This is a genomic window from Sorangium sp. So ce385, assembly GCF_051474135.1.
Classification (GTDB): Bacteria; Myxococcota_A; Polyangia; order Polyangiales; family Polyangiaceae; genus Sorangium; species Sorangium cellulosum_D.
The window spans coordinates 305,114-325,017 of record NZ_CP150337.1; the positions used below are offsets into that span (position 1 = coordinate 305,114).

A 19,904-nucleotide genomic window follows, 5' to 3' on the forward strand; every position below is an offset into this window, starting at 1 on the left:
CTCGGCTTTCCTGCACGCCGCCAGATGCACGACGACAAGCGCGCTGCGCGCAAGACCGCAGAGCTCGCCCGGGTGACGCCGAGCGGGTCGCGGCCTTGCGCTCGCTCGGGGCCATGGGGTAGCTGACGACCGTCATGGATACGCTCACGCACGGGCTCCTCGGGCTGGCGGTCGGCGCAACGCGTCGCCCCGACGTCAGGCCCGGCGAGGGGCGCGCGTCGCCGACCGACCGCGCCGTGCTGCTCTCGTGCGTGATCGCCGCCGAGCTGCCGGATCTCGACTATTTCTGGCCGGCAGGGGACGCGGTGCTGCGCACCCTGCGCGCGCACCGCGGCCCGTCGCACGCGCTCCTGTTCGCGCCGGTGGGGGCGGCGGTGGCGGCCGGGGTCGCCTGGCTCGTCCTGCGGCGGCGAGCTCGGTTCGCCCCGGTCTACGCGTTCAGCGTCCTCTCGGTCGCCCTCGCGCACCTCTTGCCGGATCTCTGGACCGGGTGGGGGACGCGGCTGCTCCTCCCGTTCTCGGACGCGCGCCTGACGCTCGACTGGACCGGCGTGCTCGACCCGCTGGTCACGCTGCCGCTCGCCCTCGGCGCGCTCGTCGCGTGGCGCCGGCGGGCGCGCTGGCGGCGCGCGATCCTCGTCGGCGCCGCCGTCGCCGCCGCGTACGTCGGCGGCCGGATCGCGACGCAGCAGGTCCTCGTCGCCCGCGTCGCCGCCGCCCACCCCGAAGCGCGGCACGTCGCCGTGTTCCCCGCGATGCTCGGCGTGACGACGTGGCGCTTCATCGCGACGCACGAGGACGCGTACGCCGCCGGCACGGTCGACCTGCTCGGCGGCGCGCCGACCGAGGAGCGCCGGGTCGCGCGCGCGCCGAGCGGCCCCGTGCCCGCCCGTGTCGCCGCCATCCCGACGGTGCGTGAGGCGCTCGCCTGGGCTCGCTTCCCCGTGGTCCGCCACGCCCCCGCCGGCGACGGCGGGACCACCGTGCGCGTCGCCGACCTCCGCTACCACCTGCGCGGCGACCCGACGCTCGAGTTCATCGTCGACATCGCCCCCGACGGCGCGGTGACGCGCGCCCGCCTCGAGCGCGGCGGCTCCGCCCGCGAGCTCCTCGACCGCTGGCGGCGGTAGCCCCTCGCGCCTGCCAATAGCATCAAACCGACGCGCGTCGCCTCTTGCATTCACCAGAGGCCTCCATCGCCAACCCAGAGGGCCCGAGAACAAAAGAAGACAAACCACAGAGGCACAGAGGGCACAGAGAGGAAGAAGAAAAAGAGTTCATTTCTTGCTCTCTCCTCTGCGTCCGCTGTGCCTCTGTGTTTGAAATTTCTTTTCTCTCTCTCCGACGGCGCGCGATTGCACAGCGTTATCGGATACATCGCGCCGCACGAGTTGCTGGCCGGTCGTGCCAATGCGATCTGGGCCGAATGCGATCCGAAGCTCGAAGTCGCGCGAGACCGGTCGCAATCGTCGCTCCGCTGCAAAAAGGTCGTGTCGCCGAACTCTCCTAATCCTGAGCCCCAGAAGACGGCATCGGTCCGCCCATCGCCCGCGCCACGGCGCGCAGGCCCTCTTGCGTGGCTCGGGATGTAGTGGTACTCACCTGATCGAAGCTCGAAAATCGTAATCGGAGACGGAGCGAGGGAGTGGGACCGGGGATGGCCCCCTAGTACGACGGCCCGGAGCGAAGTCCTGGGTTGTTTGTAGTTCAGGGACAGCCAGCTGCCGAGACCGGTCCGGTGCGTGGCAGAGGGTCTGTAGCGCCACCTCGCGCTTCAGGAGCGTCGCGGAGCGGGGGAGCGACGCTGAGCTCGCGTCACCACGATCGGGGGCGCACTCGTACGTGAGAGTCTGGAGGATGCGATGAAAAGACTGTGGTGGATGGCTCTGCCGCTGTTGCTGAGCTCGGGTCTCGTGCTCTGGTGGCTCTCGTCGCGCAGCCCGGCGGACAGCGCTGACGAGCTCCGCGCAGCGGGAGAGCAAGGTCGTGTTGCAGACGAATTGCTGCAGCGTGTCGCCGCTCTCGAAGCCGAGAACACGCGCATGCGCCGCGAGGCCTCGCTGACGCGCTCGGCGGTGCAACGCACGCTGGCGGAGGCTCGCCCGGAGGAGCCGGCGTCCAGCAGCGAGACGGAGCTGGAGACATCGCGACGACCCACCGAGCCCGGGCTGAGGAGCCGGCAACGCGCAGCGATGGCCGCTTACGAGGAGGAGCTGCGCGCGCGTCTCGACGGAGAGGCTCCGGACCGCGGCTGGACGGCCAGCGTGGAGAATGGCGTTCGAGCCACGCTGGGGACCCTGGAGGACGCACCGGTGCTGGAATCCGTGCGCTGCGGCGGCTCGCTGTGCGCGGTGGTCGTCTCCCACGAGCAGGCTCGAGCGCATATGGACTTGTTGACGGCCGTGAAGAAGGCAAACCCGCCGGGGTTCGGCGGGCAAGTCGTGATGCGCCGGCACCCGGGTCCCGATGGGGGGTACCAGACGACGCTCTTCTTGTCGAGGGCCGGTGAATCGTTCCCGGGCCTCAACGAAGCTCTCTCCGCCCGATAGAACCTCGTCCTTCAGCAACAGGAGATCCAGAACATGATGCCCACATCGAAGCTCTCCCTCGCGACCGCCGCGGCAGCGATGGTCGCCCTCACGTCGGTCCCGGCAAGCGCGGGCGACGAATCGTTCGCGCCCGCTGCCGCTTGCTCCCCTGAGGACGGCTCCATGGTCCTGCAATACGACCCCTATGGCGCGGTAAAAAATATGCATACGACCGTTCACGCGTGGGTCACCTGCGCGGTCGGTCAGGACAACAGCTTGGATACGAACGACGATTTGTGGGTCTACTACGAGGACAAGGGCCTCGTGTCGGGCGCGGCCGGGGACTTCCTGTGCACCGCTTACGAGGTCGCTGACGACTGGTCCACGGTCGTTTGGGCCGACACGAAGTATGGTTGCAGCACGGCCGGGGGCTGCGCCAGCTCACCAGGCTCCTGGACGGGCGCTGGTTACGTCCGGATCAACGACATCTCGCACGGCGGTACCTACTTCACGAGCGTGTCTTGTTCGATCCCGATCGGCAAGTCGTACATCACCGCATTGACCATCGACGAACAGTGATGATGCGCTGACCCGAGCAGCCGCCCGGCCGCGCTGCTCGACGACAGCGGCTGTATGCGTTCGGTAGAGCCCATCCTGACGCCGAGCAGACCGGGGACATAGGCTTGCCGTGCGATGCGAGAGCGACGGCAGGGCGGCGTGACCAGCGGCGAGACCAGACGGAAGGGACTCGAGGCGGAGGCCGAGGAGCGCGCGGCTGGCGACGTCGGCATGCGGAGGCGGCGCGCCGGCAGACCGAACGCCCCTGCTGCGGAGCCTGAGCAGCAAAAGGTCGGCTGCACGCCACGCACCGCGGCGGACGGCGGAGATGCCTCACCCCCGCGGCAACGCCGGCGAGCGCCGCCCACGGCCAGCGCGACGCCGCCGGAGGTCACCCGTAGCGCAGAGCAGGCGCCGCAGCGCTCACGCGGCCAGCGTGGCTGGCGCCCACGTCCACGGGCTGGCAGCGAGCCGCTGCCGAGCGTCGGTGTTCTCGAGGGTCTGCTTCCAGGACTTGGGAGCGAGCTCGATGACCCGATCGCGCGGCCAGCCCGGCAGCAGGATCAGCACGTCGCGCAGGTAGGCCCAGGGGTCGAGCTGGTGCAACGCGCAGGAGGCGATCAAGGACACGATGGTGGCGTTCCACTCCGCTCCGTCGTCACTGCCCACGAAAATCCAGTTCTTCCGACCGAGGGCCTCCCTGCGGAGCTCGAGCTCGCTGCGGTTGTTATCCAAGCGAAGCCGCCCGTCCTCGAGGAAACGGGTGAGCGCAGTCCACTGGTTGCGCGCATACCCGATGGCTCCGGCGATGGGGCTCCTGGGCAGCACGAGCAGCTCCTCCTTGTCGAGCCAGGCGCGGAAGGCATCGAGCACGGGCTGGGCGCTGCTGCGGCGCTGCTCGGTGCGGCGGCTGGGAGCCAGGTCCTTGGTGGCCTTGTCGATGGCGAAGAGCTGGTGAATGAAGCCGAGAGCCGCCATCGCGCGCTCCCGGTCCGACGACATCGCTTCAAAGAAGCGCCGCCGGCAATGCGCCCAGCAGCCCACCTCTGTGACCTGCTCGGTCCGAAACAGCTCCTCGTAGACGCTCGATGCGTCGGCCTGGACGTAACCCTTGTACCCGCGGAGAAACTCCTTGGGACCATCCTGGTTGTGACGCGGCGTGAAGCGAAACAGCACGTGGTCGCGGTCTGCGACGAGCACCCAGAAGTGACCGCGCCGGCACTTGTCCTTCGCCTGCACGAGCACCCCGGTGGCGTCGATGGCGATGCAATGCGCGGAGAGCGCGTCTTTCGCCATGGCGGCGACCAGATGGCCCAGCACCTCGGCGCACGAGCTGACCCAGCCGCAGAGCGTCGAGCGCGCCAGGTGCACCCCTTGGCGCTCGAAGATCTTCTCCTGCCGATGCAGCGGCAGGTGGTCGCCGTATTTGCTCACCAGCACGTGCGCGAGCAGCCCTGGTCCGGCGAGCGACCGGGGGACGGGACTGTCGGCCACCTCCGCGATGACCACGCCCGCTTCCGGCTCGCCCTGTTTGGCAAACTTGGGCCGCACGATCTGCAGCCGCACGAAGCTCGCGGGCCGCCACTCCAGCGTCTCGGACACCTCTTCGCCGATGCGGACCATCGCGGCGGCGCGCTCGTCGCGCATCTCGGGCGGGAGAAGCTCGATCCGCTCGATGGGCAGGTGCTCGGGCAGCTTCTGCCGTCCGTGCGGGGTAGTCCTGCGCCCCTTGCCGCCGCCACCGGATGCGCCTGCTGGCGCCGCACCGCCGCCTTCAGGCGAGCTTGGCGCGTCCGCGTCGGCTGGCGCCGCTGCGCCCGTCGGCGCCCCTGCGCCCGCGAGCATCTGCACGATGGCGTCGAAGGCCAGCTGCATCTGCCCGGGGTCGACGTGCTCGGCCTTCTGGCCGAAGATGTGCCGGCGAAGCCGCTCCAGCTCGATGCTGGCGAGCTCGTAGAGCTTGCGGTACTCGTCGCGCTCGTGCGCGGCGCGCGCCAGCCTGTCCTTCAGGTCATGAATCTGCTCTTCGAGCGACTTGCCCACGAGGCGCTAAGTACTCGTGACTTCTTGCTTTTTGAAGGGGGTTGTCGTAGGAAAAGAAGTGGCTCTCGCCGGAATGCAGCGCGTGCGCTGCCCGGCAGTGCGCGAAGCTCAGGTGAGCTCAGGGGGCTGGAGCCGGTGCAGCCTCGGCGAGGCGGACCTCGCGCCGCAGCTTCGTCGGCGCAAGCGCGATGCCCTCGAGGATCTTCCCGAGCTCGGCCGCGTCGATGACGACGCTCGTGGCTCCCGGCGTGACCGCACGCGGGGCTCGGAAGGTCCCGCGCTCTAGACGTTTGTAAAGCAGGCAGTACCCGCTGCGGTCCCACCACAGAGCCTTGCAACGGTCGGCTGCCCGGTTGAAGAACAGAAACAGCGCTCCGGAGAGCGGATCCTGTCGCAGCACCTCGCGCACGACGGCGGCGAGGCCATCAAACGACCGCCGTAGGTCCAGCGGCTCGGTGGCGACGTAGATCGAGACGCGGCCCGGGATCATCGCGAGCCCCCGAGCGCACGAACGACGCGCGCCAGCGTGTCCTCGTCGAACGTCGGCGGCACGCGCACGACCGCGCCGTCTGGCAGGACGATCTCCAGCGCCGCGCCCGGCGAGGGCGCCGTCGCGCCCGATGCGGCGACCACCACAGGGAGCAACGCAGGCAGCGTCGCCTTATCCGAGCGCTGCCGGTACTCGCTCCGCTTCATGCCCAGCCGGCGGCTCCAGGAGTACAGCGTGCCGGCGCTGACCCCCTCCTGCTCCGCGAACACGCGGGCGGAGTGCCCGCTCTTGTGCCAGCGCGCCACCCGGTCGCGCCAGATGCGTCTGCTCTCGTCCATCCACACCTCCGGCGCCGGTTTCTACGCAGCACCGAGGCTCCAAAACAGCATGTGGGTCACCGAACGCGTACCAGCGGCTCGGTCGGTCGGCTGCCGCGCGAGCCCGCCGATGCCATGGGCGCGCGCATCCGCGCCTCACGCCCTCGAGGCTCGTCGAGCTGGCGGATCCTCGGCTCGGGGCCGAGCGCCTGGCTCAGCGCGAAGATCGCTCTGGCGCGCGTGCTGCTGCTGCTGGCGACGGTAGGCCCCCGGCGACATGCCCGACCACTGCCGGAACGCGTGGCCGAACGAGGCTTCCGACGCGTAACCGGTGAGCTGAGAGGTGAGCGCGAGCGTCGCGCCTTCGCGCAGCAGCATCGTCGCCTTCTGCATGCGCATCCGCGTGAGGAAGCCGAGCGGCGGCTCGCCCACGAGGCTCGTGAAGCGCGCCGCGAAGGCAGACCGCGACAGCCCGACCTCCTCGGCGAGCGAGGCGACCGTCCACGGATGCTCCGGTCGCCGGCTCATCAGACCCATGGCCGTGGCCACGCCCGGGTCGCGCAGCGCGCTCACCAGCTCGAGGGATCGACACGAGTGCGAAGGCTCGTCGCCGAGCGTCTCGACGTACGCCCGCATCACGTGGACGAACAGCACGTCTGCCATGCGGGCGAGCGCGAGATCGGCGCCGAACGGCCTCGACTCGATCTCGCGCGCGAGGAGGCGGAGGTGCTCCCCGAGCGATGTCTGACCCGCGCCCGCACCCGCGAGCCGGAACAGGGGCGGCAACGACGACACGATCGGGACGGAGAACGGATCCTCGAGCTCGACGAGCGCCGACGTGACCCGCGTCTCGGTCCCCGCTCCGCCCAGGGTCAGGTGCCACACGCGAGCGTCGCCGCTCGCGCGGACCCCGGGCAGCTCTTCGAGAGCGACCACCGGCGTGCCTCTGCGATCCCGGAGCGAATGCGCCCGGCCGTGCGGCACCACGGCGACATCACCGGTCGTCAGGGCGAGCGCGTCGCCGTCGTCCTCGGTCGAGAGCCAGGCCGCGCCGCTTACCACGTGGTGGATGCAGAAGGCCGAGGGCCTACCTCGAAGCGCGACGCCCCACGGCGCCCTCGCGTCGAGGCGGGCCCACGACGCCGCCCTCGCTCGCACCGAGGAAAGGAGCTCGCTCAGCGGATCCACGAGCGGCCCCGGCTGGACGATTTCGCAAGCAACGTGGACGCGCTCGACTGGTCGTCTCCGCTGGGGCGCCGCATCGTTGAGGGGTGATTCGAGGCCTTCATTCGCCTCAGGAAGGATAACTCATGTCCATCGAAGCGACCACCGAGCCGGTGCTGGTCACCGGCGCGACTGGCAGGCAAGGCGGAGCCGTCGCCGCTGCGCTGCTCGAGCGAGGTGTCCCCGTGCGTGCGCTCGTTCGTGACCCTGGCGCGGCCCCTGCGATCGCGTTGCGCGCTCGCGGCGCGGTCCTCGCGCGGGGCGATTTCGACGACCCCGGCTCGCTGCGCGTCGCCTGCGAGGGAGCGCGGGCGGTGTTCTCCGTGCAGCACCCGAACATGGCCGACATGGAGTCGGACTCCGAGCGCGTGCAGGGGAAGAACCTCGTCGAGGCAGCCCGGGCGGCCGGCGTGCCGCAGTTCATCCATACGTCGGTGTCCGGCGCCGGCGCGCACCACCGGCGAGCGCCGGGCTGGGAGCTCGAGCGGGGCGCCATCCGCAATTATTGGGAGAGCAAGGCGTACACCGAAGAGCTGGTGAAGAATGCCGGATTCCGCTTCTGGACCCTCATCAAGCCGGCCTTCTTCATGGAGAACTTCGTCCGCCCTTCCATCATGTTCGAGGGGGGGACGGGGGACCGCCTGCTCACCACGATCGCGCCTGACACGGAGCTGGCCGTCGTTGCCGTGCAGGACATCGGGGCAGCGGCCGCGGCCGCTGTCCAGGAGCCGTCACGGTTTCACGGCGTCGAGCTAGAGCTCGCCAGCGAACGGCTGACGATGCGGGAGATCGCCCGTGCCCTGTCCCGCGCGCTCCGCATTCCCATCGAAGCTCCGTCGCTCACGGCCGACGAGGCCATCGCCCGGGGTCTCATGCCCATGATCGCGCGCCCGCACGCGCGGCTGAACCAGTACGGCAGCCCGGCCACCCCCGAGGCGGCGCGGGCGCTCGGGATTCCGCTCACCGACTTCGAGACCTGGCTTCGACACCACCGTGTGTGACGCTCAGCCCGGAGGCTTTCGGTAGCCGTCGTGTCGAACGATTCAGGCGACGCTGTAGCGTTCGCGCTCCTGAATGGCTTGCGGCAAGCCGAGCAGCCGCACCTCAGCACCGACCATCACGATCCGGGCGGACGGAGCTGTTTGCGGACCTTCTTGATGAAGGTCTGCGTGCACTTTCCGTGGGTGGCCTCATGCTCGATGATCTCGAGCGTGAGCTTGGCCTTCGTCCCGCTGGAGAGATGCGCAGCCGCGTTCACCTCCCTGGCGAGATGGATGCCCTCCAGCGACGCGGGTCCCTGCGGCTTCTCGACGGCCGCCGTCTTGTTCGGCTGCCGGAAGTGGGAAGGTTTCGTCTTGGTGACGTCGCGGAAGCGGGGGTCGTCCGAGCGCCGGCCGGTGCCGTGGCAGCCGGGGCAGGTGGCGGTGCTGCCGGAGAACGAGTTGGCGATGCGGCCGTCGCCGCCACAGACGCCGCAGGATTCACTAGACATGAGCCAGGCCCTCCGGTCGGGGTAGGTGCTTCGGGTCCTTCATGCCGAGAGCATACACGCGAGCGTGGCTCGTGGGAGCCTCGCCTGGGGCGGTCCTCCTTTTTGTGCGTGGTTCGCCGCACGCGCTGCGGCGCGAGCTGTGGCCAGGGGAACAGCGAGGCAGCGCACCCGCGCCCACGTTCGGCAAAAGGCAGGGAATCGCCGACGCCTTCAGGTACGATGAATCCCAAAGGCACTTTGGGAAGGTTTGCCTCGAGCTTTGAGGCCAGGGCCGAGCTCGACCATCCGCGCCATGTCGTCGAGGTGCGCCTGCCGCGCGTCTTGCCCGCCCCTCGGCACCGAGCCGCCCGTCGGCGCGGTGACTGCGCTGATCGGCGGCCCGGCTCTCCTGGTGATGCTCCGCAAGCGCCATGGCTGAGGCGGAGACGTCAGCCCGGCCTGACCCGCTTGGCCGCGGGACGGCTCGTGCAGCGGGCGATCCACGCGTTCACGTTCGCGAACGGCGAGAGGTCCACGCCGAAGCGGGCCAGGAACGGCAGGGCCGTCACGATCGCCACGTCGGCGAGCGAGAACTGGTTGCCCACGAGGTACTCCTTGCCCTCGAGCGCGCGGTCGAGGATCCCGATCCCGTCCGCGAGGTCCTGCTTCGCGCCCTCGGCGACCTTGGGGTTGCGCTCGTCGGCCGGGAAGCGCTCCAGGGTGTTGCGCAGGAGCCGCGTCGTCGCCTCGTACAGCGTGACGTTGGCCCAGGCCATCCACTTGAACGCCTCCGCGCGGTCGGCGCCGAGCGGCGGGAAGAGGCCCTTGTCCACGCCGTAGCGCTCGCCGAGGTAGAGCAGGATCGCGAGCCCCTCGAAGATCGGCTGCCCGTCGACGACCAGCAGCGGGACCTTGCCGTTCGGGTTGAGCGCGAGGTACTCGGGCTTGCGCTGATCGCCCGCCGCGAGGTCGAGCTTGACCTTCTCGTACGGGACGCCGAGCTCCTCGAGCGCCCAGTGCACCCGGTCTGCGCTCGTCATGGGGGCGTAATAGAATTTGAGGTTGGACATGCGGCGAGCAGAACCCCGCCGCGCGCGAGCCGCAAGGGGCTTCGTTCGTCGCGCATGAGCCCTCGCCTCGACGACGCGCCCGGCTCCCTCGGCGGCCACCACCTCCAGCGTGAGGCTGCTCGGCGGCGCGCCCATTGACCGCGGCCATCGCCGGCGCGAATGATGCGTCATGAACGCGCCCACGTACGAGCTGTATTACTGGCCGGGCATTCAGGGCCGCGGCGAATTCGTGCGCCTCGCGCTCGAGGACGCCGGCGCTCCTTATGTCGATGTCGCCCGCCTGCCCGCGGCGAAGCACGGCGGCGTCGCCGCCATGCAGAAGCTCATGAAGAGCCACGCGCTCGCGCTCGAGCCCTTCGCGCCGCCGTTCCTCCGCTCCGGCGACCTCGTGATCGCGCAGGTGGCCAACATCCTCTTCTACCTCGGCCCGCGCCTCGGCCTCGCGCCGGACGACGAGGCGAGCAGGCTCGGCGCCCATCAGCTCCAGCTCACCATCACCGATCTGATCGCCGAGGTGCACGACACGCATCACCCCATCTCCGTCGAGCTCTATTACGAGGACCAGAAGCCCGAGGCCCTCCGCCGCAGCCAGGCCTTCCTCGCCGAGCGCATGCCCAAGTTCCTCGGCTATTTCGAGCGCGTCCTCGATCGCCACGGCGGCCGTCACCTCCTGGGAGGCGCGATGTCCTACGTGGATCTCTCGTTGTTCCAGGTGATCGAGGGCCTCCGCTACGCGTTCCCGCACGCCATGGCCGCCTTCGCGCCCAGGATCCCTGGGCTCGTCGCGCTGCACGACCGCGTGGCCGAGCGCCCGCGGATCGCGGCCTACCTGGCCTCGGATCGGCGGATACCCTTCAACGAAGACGGCATCTTCCGGCGCTATCCGGAGCTCGATCCGGCGCCGTCGAAGAGACGATGAAGGTGACGTAGCGGCGCGCGGTTCCGGCCAGGAGGAGCGCGCAAAACATCCTTTCGGCACGGCGCAGGCCGGCTGAACGTCACGACGCGACCGCCCTTGAAGCCTGGTCAATGAGGGTCTGCCGGCGCGGCCGGGAGCTCCGCCAAGGGGTCCGGCATGGGGTCGCGACCCGAGTCGCTCAGCGCGCCGCGTACTTCATGACGAACGAGGGGTACCGATCGCCGACGATCGCGCCCGGCGCGAACGCAGCGTCGAGCTGCGCGAGCTCGTCCGCGGAGACGCGCACGTCGAGCGCCGCGAGGTTCTCGTCGAGCCGCGCGCGTCGGCGGATGCCGACGATCGGCACGATGTCGTCGCCGCGCGCGCGCAGCCACGCGATGGCCAGCTGGGCTGGCGTGCAGCGCTTCCGGGCGGCCATGTCGACGAGCGGGCGAGCGGCGCGGACATTCTGCTCCAGCGCGTGTCCTTCCATCCGCGGCGCCACGAAGTGAGCGCCAGGGCTCGGCGCCGTGGCGCCGCTGAGCAGCCCATCGGCGAGCACGCGGTAGGCGACGATGCCGATCCCGAGCTCGCGCGCGGTCGGCAAGATCTCTGCTTCGATGAAGCGGCACGCGAGCGAGTACTCGATCTCGAGCGCGGCGATGGGGTGCACGGCGTGCGCGCGGCGCAGGAGCTCTGCGCCGACCTCGGACACGCCGACGTGACGGACTTTGCCCTCGCGCACGAGGTCGGCGATGGCGCCGATCGTCTCCTCGAAGGGCACGTCGGGGTCGGGTCGCCCGGGCTGGTAGAGGTCGATCTCGTCAACGCCGAGGCGCTGGAGCGAGTAGGCCGCGAACGTCTTCACCGTGGCCGGGCGGCCGTCCATCCCGAGGAACTTGCCGCCCGGGGTGCGCAGCATGCCGAACTTCACGCTCACGAAGGCCCGGTCGCGCCGGCCTTCGATGGCGCGCCCGATGAGCGCCTCGTTGTGCCCCATGCCGTAGAAATCGGCGGTGTTGAGGAGGCTCATCCCGGCGTCGAGCGCCGCCTGGATCGTGGCGATGCTCTCGGCGTCGCTGTCGGGGCCGCGGCTCGGCGACATCCCGCCGCAGCCGAGGCCGAGCGCGCCGACGAGTGGACCGTTCTTGCCGAGGTGCGTGCGCGGTAGCATGGGCATCGTTCTACCTCCCTCCATCAATGTTAGAGCGAACGCTCTAACAATGGTTCCCCGCATGCGCACTGTCAACCCCGACCAGCACGAGAAGAAGCGTCGCGAGCTCCTCCGCGCCGCCCTGCGTCGCTTCGCCGCCGAGGGCGTGCAGGCCTCCATCGCGAGCATCTGCGCCGAGGCGGGCGTCAGCCCTGGGCACCTCTACCACTACTTCCCGAGCAAGGAGGCCATCCTCGAGGGCCTCTTCCAGCTCGTGCTCGACGAGGCGGCCGCGCACCTGTCGGGCGACGTGCAGGAGGCGCGCGACCTCCCCGCGCTCGTGGCCGACCTCTACGACGGCAAGGGGCCGTCCCTCCTCTTCGACCTGCTCGCCGAGTCGCAGCGCAACGCCGCGATCGCGGATCGGCTCCAGCGCCACAGCGCCGAGATGAAGCAGCTCCTCGCGAGCGCCATCGCGCGCGGACAGGCCGCCGGCCTCGTCGACGGCACGCTGCCGGCGGCGGACCTCGCGACCCTGCTGCTCGCCGTGCTGGACGGCAGCAAGGCGATCCGGCTGCGCGATCCGGGCGTCGACCGCGACCGCGCGCGCGAGATGCTGCTCGCGCTCGTGTCGCGCGTGCTCAGCGCGTCCGGTGATCGGCCGGGGGCAGGCGTGGGTCGGCGACGAGGATGAGATCCGCGGCCGTGCCGAGGATGCGCGGGCCGACGCCGGGGAGGCCGAGCGGTTGGCTAATCGCGGGCTCCTCGCGCGAGAAACAGCGTTTGCGGCGGACCCGCCATCGGGGAGCGCGCGCCGGTGTCGGCGCACGGCTGCTCCAGCAGCGCTGGCGCGGCGGCGGGCCGACGCGAGGCCGTTTGGGAGGCTGGCGAGGCTTCGCGCCGCTCGATGTCGTGATCGCACCGCAAAGCGGGGATCGGCGCGTGCGCTCACGCGCGAGCAGCCTGCAGCAGGTCGACTGGTAATCCGTCGGAAGTGGTTGCGTGTGCCGGGGAGCTCGGGCGCGAACAGGATTTAGAAATTCTGTTTACGAAGGGAAACGTCCGCGCGCGGCGCCCTCTGGCTCCTTGGATGGTGGCGAACCCGACGGCCCTTCGGAAATTCGCCCGTGGCCGGCTGATTTTTCATGGGGTGCGGAACCGGGAGCGCGGGGATGACCGGCAGAGGAGGGCCGGGGCGGGCCTCACGTGCCGCCCGGGCGAGGGGCGAGGGCCCGCAGCAGCACGTTGCGCTGCGCCCGCGGCCCGTGCTGGCCCGGGTCGCTCGGGCGCGTGGGGGGCGCCGCAAGCTCTCACGATCACGCGAGCAACATAGTTCGGTATGGTTCGTCGTGCGGATCGAGCCCTGGATTGCCGGCGCGAGCCCTCCCATGATCACGAATCGGCATGCTCACCTACGAGCGCTTCAACGACGCGCCGAAAATTCGACCGTCGCAGTCCTCCCGCCTTGGACGTCGCAGCGGGCCATCGCCGAGCACCTAGGTCGCGGTGTTCGACGCGACCCGGCGCGGCCGACACCGGGTAGGCCGAGCACCATCTCGAGGAGGGCGGCCTCGGTCGCGGTCGGCAGCTCGGCCGCCGTCTCGGCGGGGGCGTCGACGGGGGCGCGGCTCATCGGGCTCATCGGGGCCACCTCCGAGAGCAGGTGAGGGCGCGGGCGAAGAGGCGGCGAGGTGCTCCTCCGGGGCGGGGCTGCACCCGAAGCGGGGTTGCGGACACTCTGGCCGGTGAGGACCGACCAGGGGCGTCGAATCCTTGCGGTACGCCGCATCGCGGTCGTGTGAGAGACGGCTATTTTCTCCGTAGCGAGCTTCGTGCCGATGCTGACAGCTGCCGCCATCGGGTTATCATCACCGCCATGGCGCGCACCGCACCCGTCCCGAACATCCCCGCGATTCCTGGCATGAACCCCGGCGTGTGGATCATGGGCGGCGGCGGCGCGGGCGGAGGGGGAAATGGACGGGGTGGCAACGGACAGGCCAATGGGCAAGGGGCCAATGGGCAGAGCGGAGGCAACGAGGCCAATGGCGGAGGCAAGAACGCCAGCGGCTGCGGCCAAGGCAAAGGTGCCGGTTGCTCCAACCCCGTGCACGGCGGGGGCGGCGGCGCTGCCGCGGGCGACCCCGTCGATATCGTTACCGGTCGCGTCTACACCGAGCCCGTCGTCGACCTGGCGCTCCCTGGCCCTCTGCCGCTTATCATCACCCGCGCGTACTCGTCGACAGCACGTAGCCGCGATGTAGGCCTCGGCTTCGGGTGGACACATTCGCTCGCGTGGGAAGTCGAAGTGCGGCGCCGCTCGGTTCGTGTGTGGCGCCCTGAGGGAACTTTCCTCTCCTCTCACCGCCTTGAGGCCGGGGACTCCACCGTGCTCGAGGATGGCGCCCTGCTTCTCCACGACGCGACCGGCTACACCCTCATCACCTCGGACGGCCGACGACATGAATTCACCGGCACTCCCAACCCGGGTCAGCGCTTGCTACTGAGCCGCATCATCGACCGCAATGGAAATGCGATCAAGCTCAACTACCGTGATGGCGTACTCGAGTCGATCATCGACAGCGTGCAGCGTGTCGTCCGTGTACGCCGCCACCAGGGCGGCCGCATCGCGGCATTCGAGGTAAAGAACAGCCCTTCGCAGGGCCGGTGGATCGCCTACCGTACGTACACCTTCGATACAGCTGGGGACCTCGTCTGTGCGACGGATGCAGAGGGGCACGCATCGAGGTTTTCGTACTCCGAACATCTCATGACGTCTCACACGCATCCGGCGGGCCTGCGCGTGGTGTATCGTTACGATGCACAGGGGCGCTGCGTCGAGACGTGGGGGGAGCACCCGGGTGCGCGTGATCCAAGCCTCGCGGACGACGTACCGGCATTCCTGGCAGACAGGACGACGGAAGCGAGGGGCGTTCATCATTGCAAGCTCGAATACGGTGGTGACGGGTACACCGAGGTTATCGATTCACGCCAGGTGCGCCGCTACTTCGGAAATGGACTCGGCAAGATCGACAAAGCCGCCTGGGGCGTCGGCGTTCACACTTCTTCCTACGATCAGTACGGGAACCTGCTCGCCTATACGGATCTACACGTATGATGATCGCGGCCTGCTCGTGGAGGCCACACTACCCAGCGGGGGTGTGACGAGGATCCGCCGAGATGCGCACGGCAATCCAACCGAAATTATCGAGCCTAGCGGGGCCTTCAAGCGCATACGCTACGACTACCTGGGGTGCGTGCACGCCATGACGGACGAACGCGGGCATGAGCGCCGGTATGTCTACAGCGCCCGGCGCGAGGTCGTCGCGGTTCATCTTCCAGACGGTGGTCAGTACTCGTTCGCCTACGATGCCGACGGCCGGATCGAGCGCCTTACCGACCCCGTCGGGCGCGTCCACGAGCTCCGCTGGGCCGGGCTCGGCGCGGTGCACGAGCTCCGAAAGCCGGACGGATCGCGCATCCGCTATCGCTATGATCGCGAGGGGGCGCTCACCCTCGTCATCAATGAGAAAGGGGAGAGCCACCGGATCGTCCGGAACTCAGCGGGCTGGATCGTCGAGGAGCAAACCTTCGATGGACGGCACGTTCGCTACCAGATGGACGTCGCCGGGCGAATCACCCTGATCGAGAGCGACAGCCGTGACAAGACAGAGTTCGTCTACGACGCCTGCGGACGCATCGTCGAGCGCATCTACTCGGACGCAACGAAGGACAGCTTCGCATACGATGCCTGTGGCCGCATGACCTCCGCCTCAAGCAATGCCGTCGAGTGTGAGTTTACTTACGATGAGCGCGGACGAATGACGCGCGAGACGCAGATTTTCGGAGGCGCAACGAACGTCGTCAGCAGCGCCTACGACGCGCTCGGCAAGCGCCGGATGAAGCTCACCTCCCTCGGGTACCGCGAGGCGGTCGAGCACGACGCCATGGGCCAGCCGGTGCGCCTGCTCCTCGGCGGAGTCGATCCCATCGAATTCCGCTGGGATGCGCAGGGGTTCGAGACCGAGCGCGTGCTCCCGGGCGGCGGTGCGGTCCAGACGAAGGTGGACCCCCTCGGGCGCGTCGAGCGACGCCGCGTGATCAAGCAATCCGGCGGTCCCGTGGTTGGCCCCGGGCAGCCCGAGTGGGTCGGTCCGTTGCCGCTGAAGATCACAAGTGAACATGCCTATCGGTACTCGGCAGCTGGCGACCTTCTGGAGGAGTGGGATCTCTCCAAGGGGCGTATAATCTACACGTACGATCCAGCCGGACAGCTCCTCTCCAAGCTCCCGGAGCAGGCGCGCGCCGAGGTCTATGCTTACGATGAGGCAGGAAACCTCTTCGAGCAGGGTGCGGGCGCAGAACCAAGGACCTACGAGCTTGGAGGAAGGCTCGTGCGGCGCGGGCGTTCGGAGCTCCTCTACGACCGTGATGGACGCCTGGTCGAGAGGCGCGTCACCGAATCTGACGGGCAGCGACGCGTGTGGAGATATCACTGGGACGCGCGCGGGCTTCTTTCCAATGTCGTGAACCCGGACGGGCAGAGCGTCGAGTTCGTGTACGATCCCTTCGCGCGTCGGGTCGCCAAACGCACGGTCGCGAGCGACGGGCTCGTGTCGCTGACTCGGTTTGTCTGGGATGGCGACGTGCTCGTGCACGAACTCCACGAATCGCCCGGTGCGACCGGCGCCCCCGTCGTGGAGCAACGGACCTACTGCTTCCGGCCGGGAACGGTCTTCCCGCTGGCCCATGTTGACGCCATTCCTGATGGCTCGCGCAGCCCGGCGGCCGAGTGGGTTCATTACGTGAACGATCGCACGGAGCGGCCCGCCGCCCTCGTCCGCGGCGACGGCGAGGTCCTCGCGCAGCTCGACACCCGGGTGTGGGGCGGCGTCGAGCAACAGGAGAGCGCCCTGGCCGCCACGCCGCTGCGCTACCCGGGCCAGTACGAAGACGAGGAAACCGGGCTGTGTTACAACCGCTATCGGTACTACGACGCGGAGAGCGGGCGGTATATCAGCGCCGATCCGATTGGCCTCCAAGGCGGCCTGCGGCCGTTCGGCTACGCGAACAACGAGCCGTTGCTCGTGGTCGACCCCGATGGGCTCGACCCGGTGCTCTCGACCGTGAGCGGCAGCTCCGGCTCCTTCACGAGAGGTAGTCAGGAGTCTCCGGCGGAGATCGGAGGCGGGACGAACCCGGACCTGCACGACATCGTCAAGCAATCGCTCCCGCCCAAGGTCAACGGTAAATATCCCGGCGGTCCCGATCCAACGTCGTGCGCGGAGCCCCGCGCGCTCACGGCTTACATAAAGAAATGGGAGAAGGACAACCGGGACGGCAAGCCGCTCGATCCGAGCAATCCGCAGGATCACGCAGACATCCGGAAATGTCTTGGTTCAATCACTAGTATCAGCGCCCACAATCCGGCGAACGGGAGCCAAGAGGGCGTCGACCGCGCCCCCTGCCCCAATTGCAGCCAGCTCCTCGCGAACCTGCACTCGAAGTGGGGTGGCCCTAGACCAGATACGATCCAAGAAGGCTACCCTGCGCTGACCGGGAAGAAGGGGGCGAAGAGGGGGATCGGCGAGCGCACGAACTTCTCGAGCCCGAAGGATCCGAACTGGCTCAAAGACCCACTTCCCGAGGGCGTGAGCTACCAGCGGCACGAAAACTACGGGAGATCGGTGTGATATGAGCACGCAGGTGGCAGGGGAGCTGAACACCATCCTCGAAAAGCTGTCGGAGCACGCGCGGCGCACGCTGACTGCCTTCGGCGTACACATCGAAGAGGCCGGCCGTGTCGATGAATCGACGCTCCGCGGCGCCTTGCGCAGCAAGGGGCTCCCGGAGCTCGACGCCGCGCTTCAGTTCCATCGCGACGTCGGTGGACTCTCCGTGCCCGCATTGTCGCTTACCTTCGCCACGGCTCGCCGGCTGGCGCACTGGCCGGCCAGGCGGACGCCCGACGGAGAGGTAGCCGTCCCCGTCGGCCGCAGCGGAGGCGCGGCGTACTTCATCGATGCCGGCGCCGTGCTCTACCGGATGCGCGACGCGCCGCGAGACAAAGAGCTCACCCCGGTCGCCGCGAGCCCCTGGACGCTGCTCGAGAAGCTCGCCCTGCTCGCCAGCGTCGAGCCGCTGGCGAAAGGGGCGCTGCGCTTGCGATTCCGCCCGTACGTGGGCGCGGCGCTCGCGGGAGCCCTCGGTGCGGAGCTTGCCATCGAGGCCACCGACAGCTTCCACCGCTTCTTCCGCCGCGGCCCGCTCGTCATCGCAGACGGACACCCGCTGCGGGACGAGGAAGAGCGCGACACGCTCGTGTGGGCCCCCACCCTGGCGGACGCGATCGCCGCGCTGCGTGCCGCGGGCTCGGCGTGCGGAGCGATCGGTGCGGAGCTCTCGACAGCCGCCGCCGAGCTGCAGATCGGACCGCCGAGGAGCGCGCCGGGGGCGCCGTCGCCCGAGGTGCTCCGCGAAGGCGACGCGGTCGCGCTGCTCGCGGCCGCTGGGGAGGAGGGCACCTCCGGCCATGTGTGGGCGCCACCAGGGCCTCCGCGTCTGGAGCAAACACGGTTATTCGCGGGCACGCTGCTGTCCTGGGAGACTGTCGATGAACGGGGTGCACGCATCCGTGATTTCACCGGCGCCGAGGACACGCTGGGCCTGCTGCTCACGCCGCGCGCTGTCCGTGGGCTCCTGCGGCTCGGCGCGCGCGTTGACCCCCGGCGCAAGGGCGAGCGGGCATCGCTCGAGCACCTGCTCACCTGCTGGGAGCTGCCGGCGCACGAGGCGGCTTTCGACTTCGAAGAGCGCCTCGGCGGTCTTCGCTTCGCCGACTTGCAGTGGGGGCCGTTCGGCATCGTCGGCGCGTGGCCGGACCGGCCAGCCGCGAAGGAGGCCGCGAGCGTGGACGAGGGCCAGCTCGTCCCCATCGGCGCCGAGATCCTGGGCAACGTGAGCTACGCCGTCGACGCCGAGGGCGCGGTGCACCTGGAGGACGAGCACCTGGACCCCACGCCGATCGCCGTGTCCTGGCCGGTGTGCCTCGAGCGGCTCGGCGCCGCCAGCGCGGACGAGGGCGAACTCCCGTGCTCATGCCAGATCAAGGCGCGTGTCGGCCTGGCGGTTGCGGCTGCGCTCGGCGCCGCGCCGGTGCCGGAGGGCACGGACCAGCATGCCTCGATGTGGTACCGCGACGGCATCTCGGTGCTCGACGTCGCGGCAGACCCCTACAGCCGCGAGCCACGGACAACGGTCGCTGCGCGCAACGAGGGGGACTTGGTGATCGCCCTCCAAGTGGCGCTCCAGGCTGCCCCCGATGCCGCCGTCGAGGTGTTCGGGGTGAAGGGAGATCCTTCGCCGCCCGCGCCGGAGGAGCCCGTCGTGGTGCGCGCGCGCGTCTGGGGCAACACGTGGGACAAGGCGCAGCGGGAGCTCTGCATCTACGGTGGGCCCGAGCGCTACCGCTTCGTCTGGCGCTGAAGCGCCCTCGCGCGGTTCATCCGGAGCGCGATGACCCGCGGCGCCCTTCTACGTCCACATCCATGCCCCCAACCCGCTGGTGAGCGACGCCCACGAGGCCCCGGTTTTCTGCTTCGCCTGCCGGTGGAGCGAGGACAGTGAGCCGCTCCTCGCCGCGGATCGACAGTAGCGGGCGTAGGAGCGCGCTCCTTCATATCACGATGGGGAGACGCCCGGGCGCTCCCGATCGAGTCGTGATAGCAATGGACGAGAGAGGTCGCCATGCGCCGGATCATGTACGTGGAGAACAAGAGCGGCGGCCTCGACGGCGATGGTCGCATCGGCTGGGTCGAGCTCTCCCGATCGGGGCGGACGTACTTCTACCGCGGTCGCCAACTGGCCAAGACGGGGGGCGGGTACAAGTACAACTGTGTCGACGCGGAGAGCCGGGAGGCATACTGGGTATCCGGCCCACGCAAGGACGGCGCCGACAAGCTCTACGGGGGTGTCGTCTACATCGACGAGGACGCGAGGGTCGAGTACTGGACGCGGATCCGCGAGCGGCCCGACCTCGTAGAGCTCACCGAGTACCGCGCGGACGCCTCGACGCGGACCGCCGGCACCACGCGCCGCAACGACGAGCGGGTCCGGGGCGGCGCCCGCTCCCGTCCACGATCGAGGGCATGATCGC

General features: G+C 69.4%; 17 protein-coding genes. 10 read left to right on the forward strand and 7 right to left on the reverse strand.

The window, feature by feature from the left end; translation table 11 throughout:
- Window positions 1-134: 134 nt before the first annotated feature.
- From WME83_RS01140 to WME83_RS01150, 3 genes are all read left to right on the forward strand, one after another.
- Window positions 135-1,130 (forward strand): metal-dependent hydrolase, encoded by a 996-nt coding sequence (locus WME83_RS01140; protein ID WP_437317415.1) that lies wholly within the window; start codon window positions 135-137, stop codon window positions 1,128-1,130.
- 732 nt (window positions 1,131-1,862) lie between these two features.
- Window positions 1,863-2,549, forward strand: coding sequence for a hypothetical protein (locus WME83_RS01145; protein ID WP_437317416.1), 687 nt, complete (start codon window positions 1,863-1,865; stop codon window positions 2,547-2,549).
- 33 nt (window positions 2,550-2,582) lie between these two features.
- Window positions 2,583-3,107 carry a hypothetical protein gene (locus WME83_RS01150; RefSeq protein WP_437317417.1) on the forward strand — a complete coding sequence of 175 codons (525 nt, stop codon included), beginning with the start codon at window positions 2,583-2,585 and terminating at the stop codon, window positions 3,105-3,107.
- A gap of 402 nt (window positions 3,108-3,509) precedes the next feature.
- Here the strand turns inward: WME83_RS01150 and tnpC are convergent, their stop codons facing one another.
- From tnpC to WME83_RS01170, 4 genes are all read right to left on the reverse strand, one after another.
- Window positions 3,510-5,129, reverse strand: a complete 1,620-nt coding sequence (gene tnpC, locus WME83_RS01155) for an IS66 family transposase (RefSeq protein ID WP_437313096.1) — start codon at window positions 5,127-5,129, stop codon at window positions 3,510-3,512.
- Between the two features lie 118 nt (window positions 5,130-5,247).
- Window positions 5,248-5,619, reverse strand: coding sequence for an IS66 family insertion sequence element accessory protein TnpB (tnpB, locus tag WME83_RS01160; protein WP_437313095.1), 372 nt, complete (start codon window positions 5,617-5,619; stop codon window positions 5,248-5,250).
- Entirely contained in the window at window positions 5,616-5,957 is a 342-nt protein-coding gene (tnpA, locus tag WME83_RS01165) for an IS66 family insertion sequence element accessory protein TnpA (RefSeq protein WP_437313094.1), read from the reverse strand. Before tnpA ends, tnpB begins: the two co-directional genes overlap by 4 nt.
- Before the next feature lie 135 nt (window positions 5,958-6,092).
- On the reverse strand, window positions 6,093-7,124 hold the full coding sequence (locus WME83_RS01170) for an AraC family transcriptional regulator (RefSeq protein ID WP_437317418.1): 1,032 nt from the start codon (window positions 7,122-7,124) through the stop codon (window positions 6,093-6,095).
- A 128-nt stretch (window positions 7,125-7,252) separates the two neighbouring features.
- Here WME83_RS01170 and WME83_RS01175 point away from each other — a divergent pair, with 128 nt between their 5' ends.
- Complete coding sequence (locus WME83_RS01175; protein ID WP_437322144.1) at window positions 7,253-8,161, forward strand: NmrA/HSCARG family protein; 909 nt, start codon at window positions 7,253-7,255, stop codon at window positions 8,159-8,161.
- A gap of 116 nt (window positions 8,162-8,277) precedes the next feature.
- On the opposite strand, the gene WME83_RS01180 is transcribed toward WME83_RS01175, so the two are convergent.
- Window positions 8,278-8,652, reverse strand: coding sequence for a molecular chaperone DnaJ (locus WME83_RS01180; RefSeq protein ID WP_437317419.1), 375 nt, complete (start codon window positions 8,650-8,652; stop codon window positions 8,278-8,280).
- A gap of 428 nt (window positions 8,653-9,080) precedes the next feature.
- Window positions 9,081-9,701 (reverse strand): glutathione S-transferase family protein, encoded by a 621-nt coding sequence (locus WME83_RS01185; protein WP_437317420.1) that lies wholly within the window; start codon window positions 9,699-9,701, stop codon window positions 9,081-9,083.
- 169 nt (window positions 9,702-9,870) lie between these two features.
- Between WME83_RS01185 and WME83_RS01190 the strand changes: the two genes are divergently transcribed.
- Window positions 9,871-10,620: a glutathione S-transferase gene (locus tag WME83_RS01190; protein WP_437317421.1), complete on the forward strand. Its 750-nt coding sequence runs from the start codon at window positions 9,871-9,873 to the stop codon at window positions 10,618-10,620.
- A 178-nt stretch (window positions 10,621-10,798) separates the two neighbouring features.
- On the opposite strand, the gene WME83_RS01195 is transcribed toward WME83_RS01190, so the two are convergent.
- Window positions 10,799-11,773, reverse strand: a complete 975-nt coding sequence (locus tag WME83_RS01195) for an aldo/keto reductase (protein ID WP_437317422.1) — start codon at window positions 11,771-11,773, stop codon at window positions 10,799-10,801.
- Window positions 11,774-11,834: 61 nt separating this feature from the next.
- On the opposite strand from WME83_RS01195, the gene WME83_RS01200 reads away from it, so the two are divergent.
- The 5 genes from WME83_RS01200 (at window position 11,835) to WME83_RS01220 (ending at window position 19,900) form a co-directional block, all read left to right on the forward strand.
- The gene (locus WME83_RS01200; protein ID WP_437317423.1) at window positions 11,835-12,446 is read left to right on the forward strand and encodes a TetR/AcrR family transcriptional regulator; all 612 of its coding nucleotides are present in this window, start codon (window positions 11,835-11,837) and stop codon (window positions 12,444-12,446) included.
- Between the two features lie 1,182 nt (window positions 12,447-13,628).
- Window positions 13,629-14,867 carry a DUF6531 domain-containing protein gene (locus WME83_RS01205; RefSeq protein ID WP_437317424.1) on the forward strand — a complete coding sequence of 413 codons (1,239 nt, stop codon included), beginning with the start codon at window positions 13,629-13,631 and terminating at the stop codon, window positions 14,865-14,867.
- 148 nt (window positions 14,868-15,015) lie between these two features.
- Window positions 15,016-17,442 (forward strand): RHS repeat-associated core domain-containing protein, encoded by a 2,427-nt coding sequence (locus WME83_RS01210; RefSeq protein ID WP_437317425.1) that lies wholly within the window; start codon window positions 15,016-15,018, stop codon window positions 17,440-17,442.
- 1 nt (window position 17,443) lies between these two features.
- On the forward strand, window positions 17,444-19,234 hold the full coding sequence (locus WME83_RS01215) for a hypothetical protein (RefSeq protein WP_437317426.1): 1,791 nt from the start codon (window positions 17,444-17,446) through the stop codon (window positions 19,232-19,234).
- A gap of 261 nt (window positions 19,235-19,495) precedes the next feature.
- Entirely contained in the window at window positions 19,496-19,900 is a 405-nt protein-coding gene (locus WME83_RS01220) for a 1-deoxy-D-xylulose-5-phosphate synthase (RefSeq protein ID WP_437317427.1), read from the forward strand.
- The last annotated feature ends 4 nt before the right edge of the window (window positions 19,901-19,904 follow it).

Excerpts from the sequence above, each read along its gene's own strand:
- WME83_RS01150 (WP_437317417.1), top strand. The coding sequence starts at position 2,583 with ATGATGCCCACATCGAAGCTCTCCCTCGCGACCGCCGCGGCAGCGATG.
- WME83_RS01200 (WP_437317423.1), top strand. The coding sequence starts at position 11,835 with ATGCGCACTGTCAACCCCGACCAGCACGAGAAGAAGCGTCGCGAGCTC.
- WME83_RS01185 (WP_437317420.1), bottom strand. The coding sequence starts at position 9,701 with ATGTCCAACCTCAAATTCTATTACGCCCCCATGACGAGCGCAGACCGG.
- WME83_RS01205 (WP_437317424.1), top strand. The coding sequence starts at position 13,629 with ATGGCGCGCACCGCACCCGTCCCGAACATCCCCGCGATTCCTGGCATG.
- WME83_RS01215 (WP_437317426.1), top strand. The coding sequence starts at position 17,444 with ATGAGCACGCAGGTGGCAGGGGAGCTGAACACCATCCTCGAAAAGCTG.
- tnpA (WP_437313094.1), bottom strand. The coding sequence starts at position 5,957 with ATGGACGAGAGCAGACGCATCTGGCGCGACCGGGTGGCGCGCTGGCAC.
- WME83_RS01180 (WP_437317419.1), bottom strand. The coding sequence starts at position 8,652 with ATGTCTAGTGAATCCTGCGGCGTCTGTGGCGGCGACGGCCGCATCGCC.
- WME83_RS01195 (WP_437317422.1), bottom strand. The coding sequence starts at position 11,773 with ATGCTACCGCGCACGCACCTCGGCAAGAACGGTCCACTCGTCGGCGCG.
- WME83_RS01220 (WP_437317427.1), top strand. The coding sequence starts at position 19,496 with ATGCGCCGGATCATGTACGTGGAGAACAAGAGCGGCGGCCTCGACGGC.
- WME83_RS01190 (WP_437317421.1), top strand. The coding sequence starts at position 9,871 with ATGAACGCGCCCACGTACGAGCTGTATTACTGGCCGGGCATTCAGGGC.
- WME83_RS01140 (WP_437317415.1), top strand. The coding sequence starts at position 135 with ATGGATACGCTCACGCACGGGCTCCTCGGGCTGGCGGTCGGCGCAACG.
- tnpB (WP_437313095.1), bottom strand. The coding sequence starts at position 5,619 with ATGATCCCGGGCCGCGTCTCGATCTACGTCGCCACCGAGCCGCTGGAC.
- WME83_RS01145 (WP_437317416.1), top strand. The coding sequence starts at position 1,863 with ATGAAAAGACTGTGGTGGATGGCTCTGCCGCTGTTGCTGAGCTCGGGT.
- WME83_RS01210 (WP_437317425.1), top strand. The coding sequence starts at position 15,016 with ATGACGGACGAACGCGGGCATGAGCGCCGGTATGTCTACAGCGCCCGG.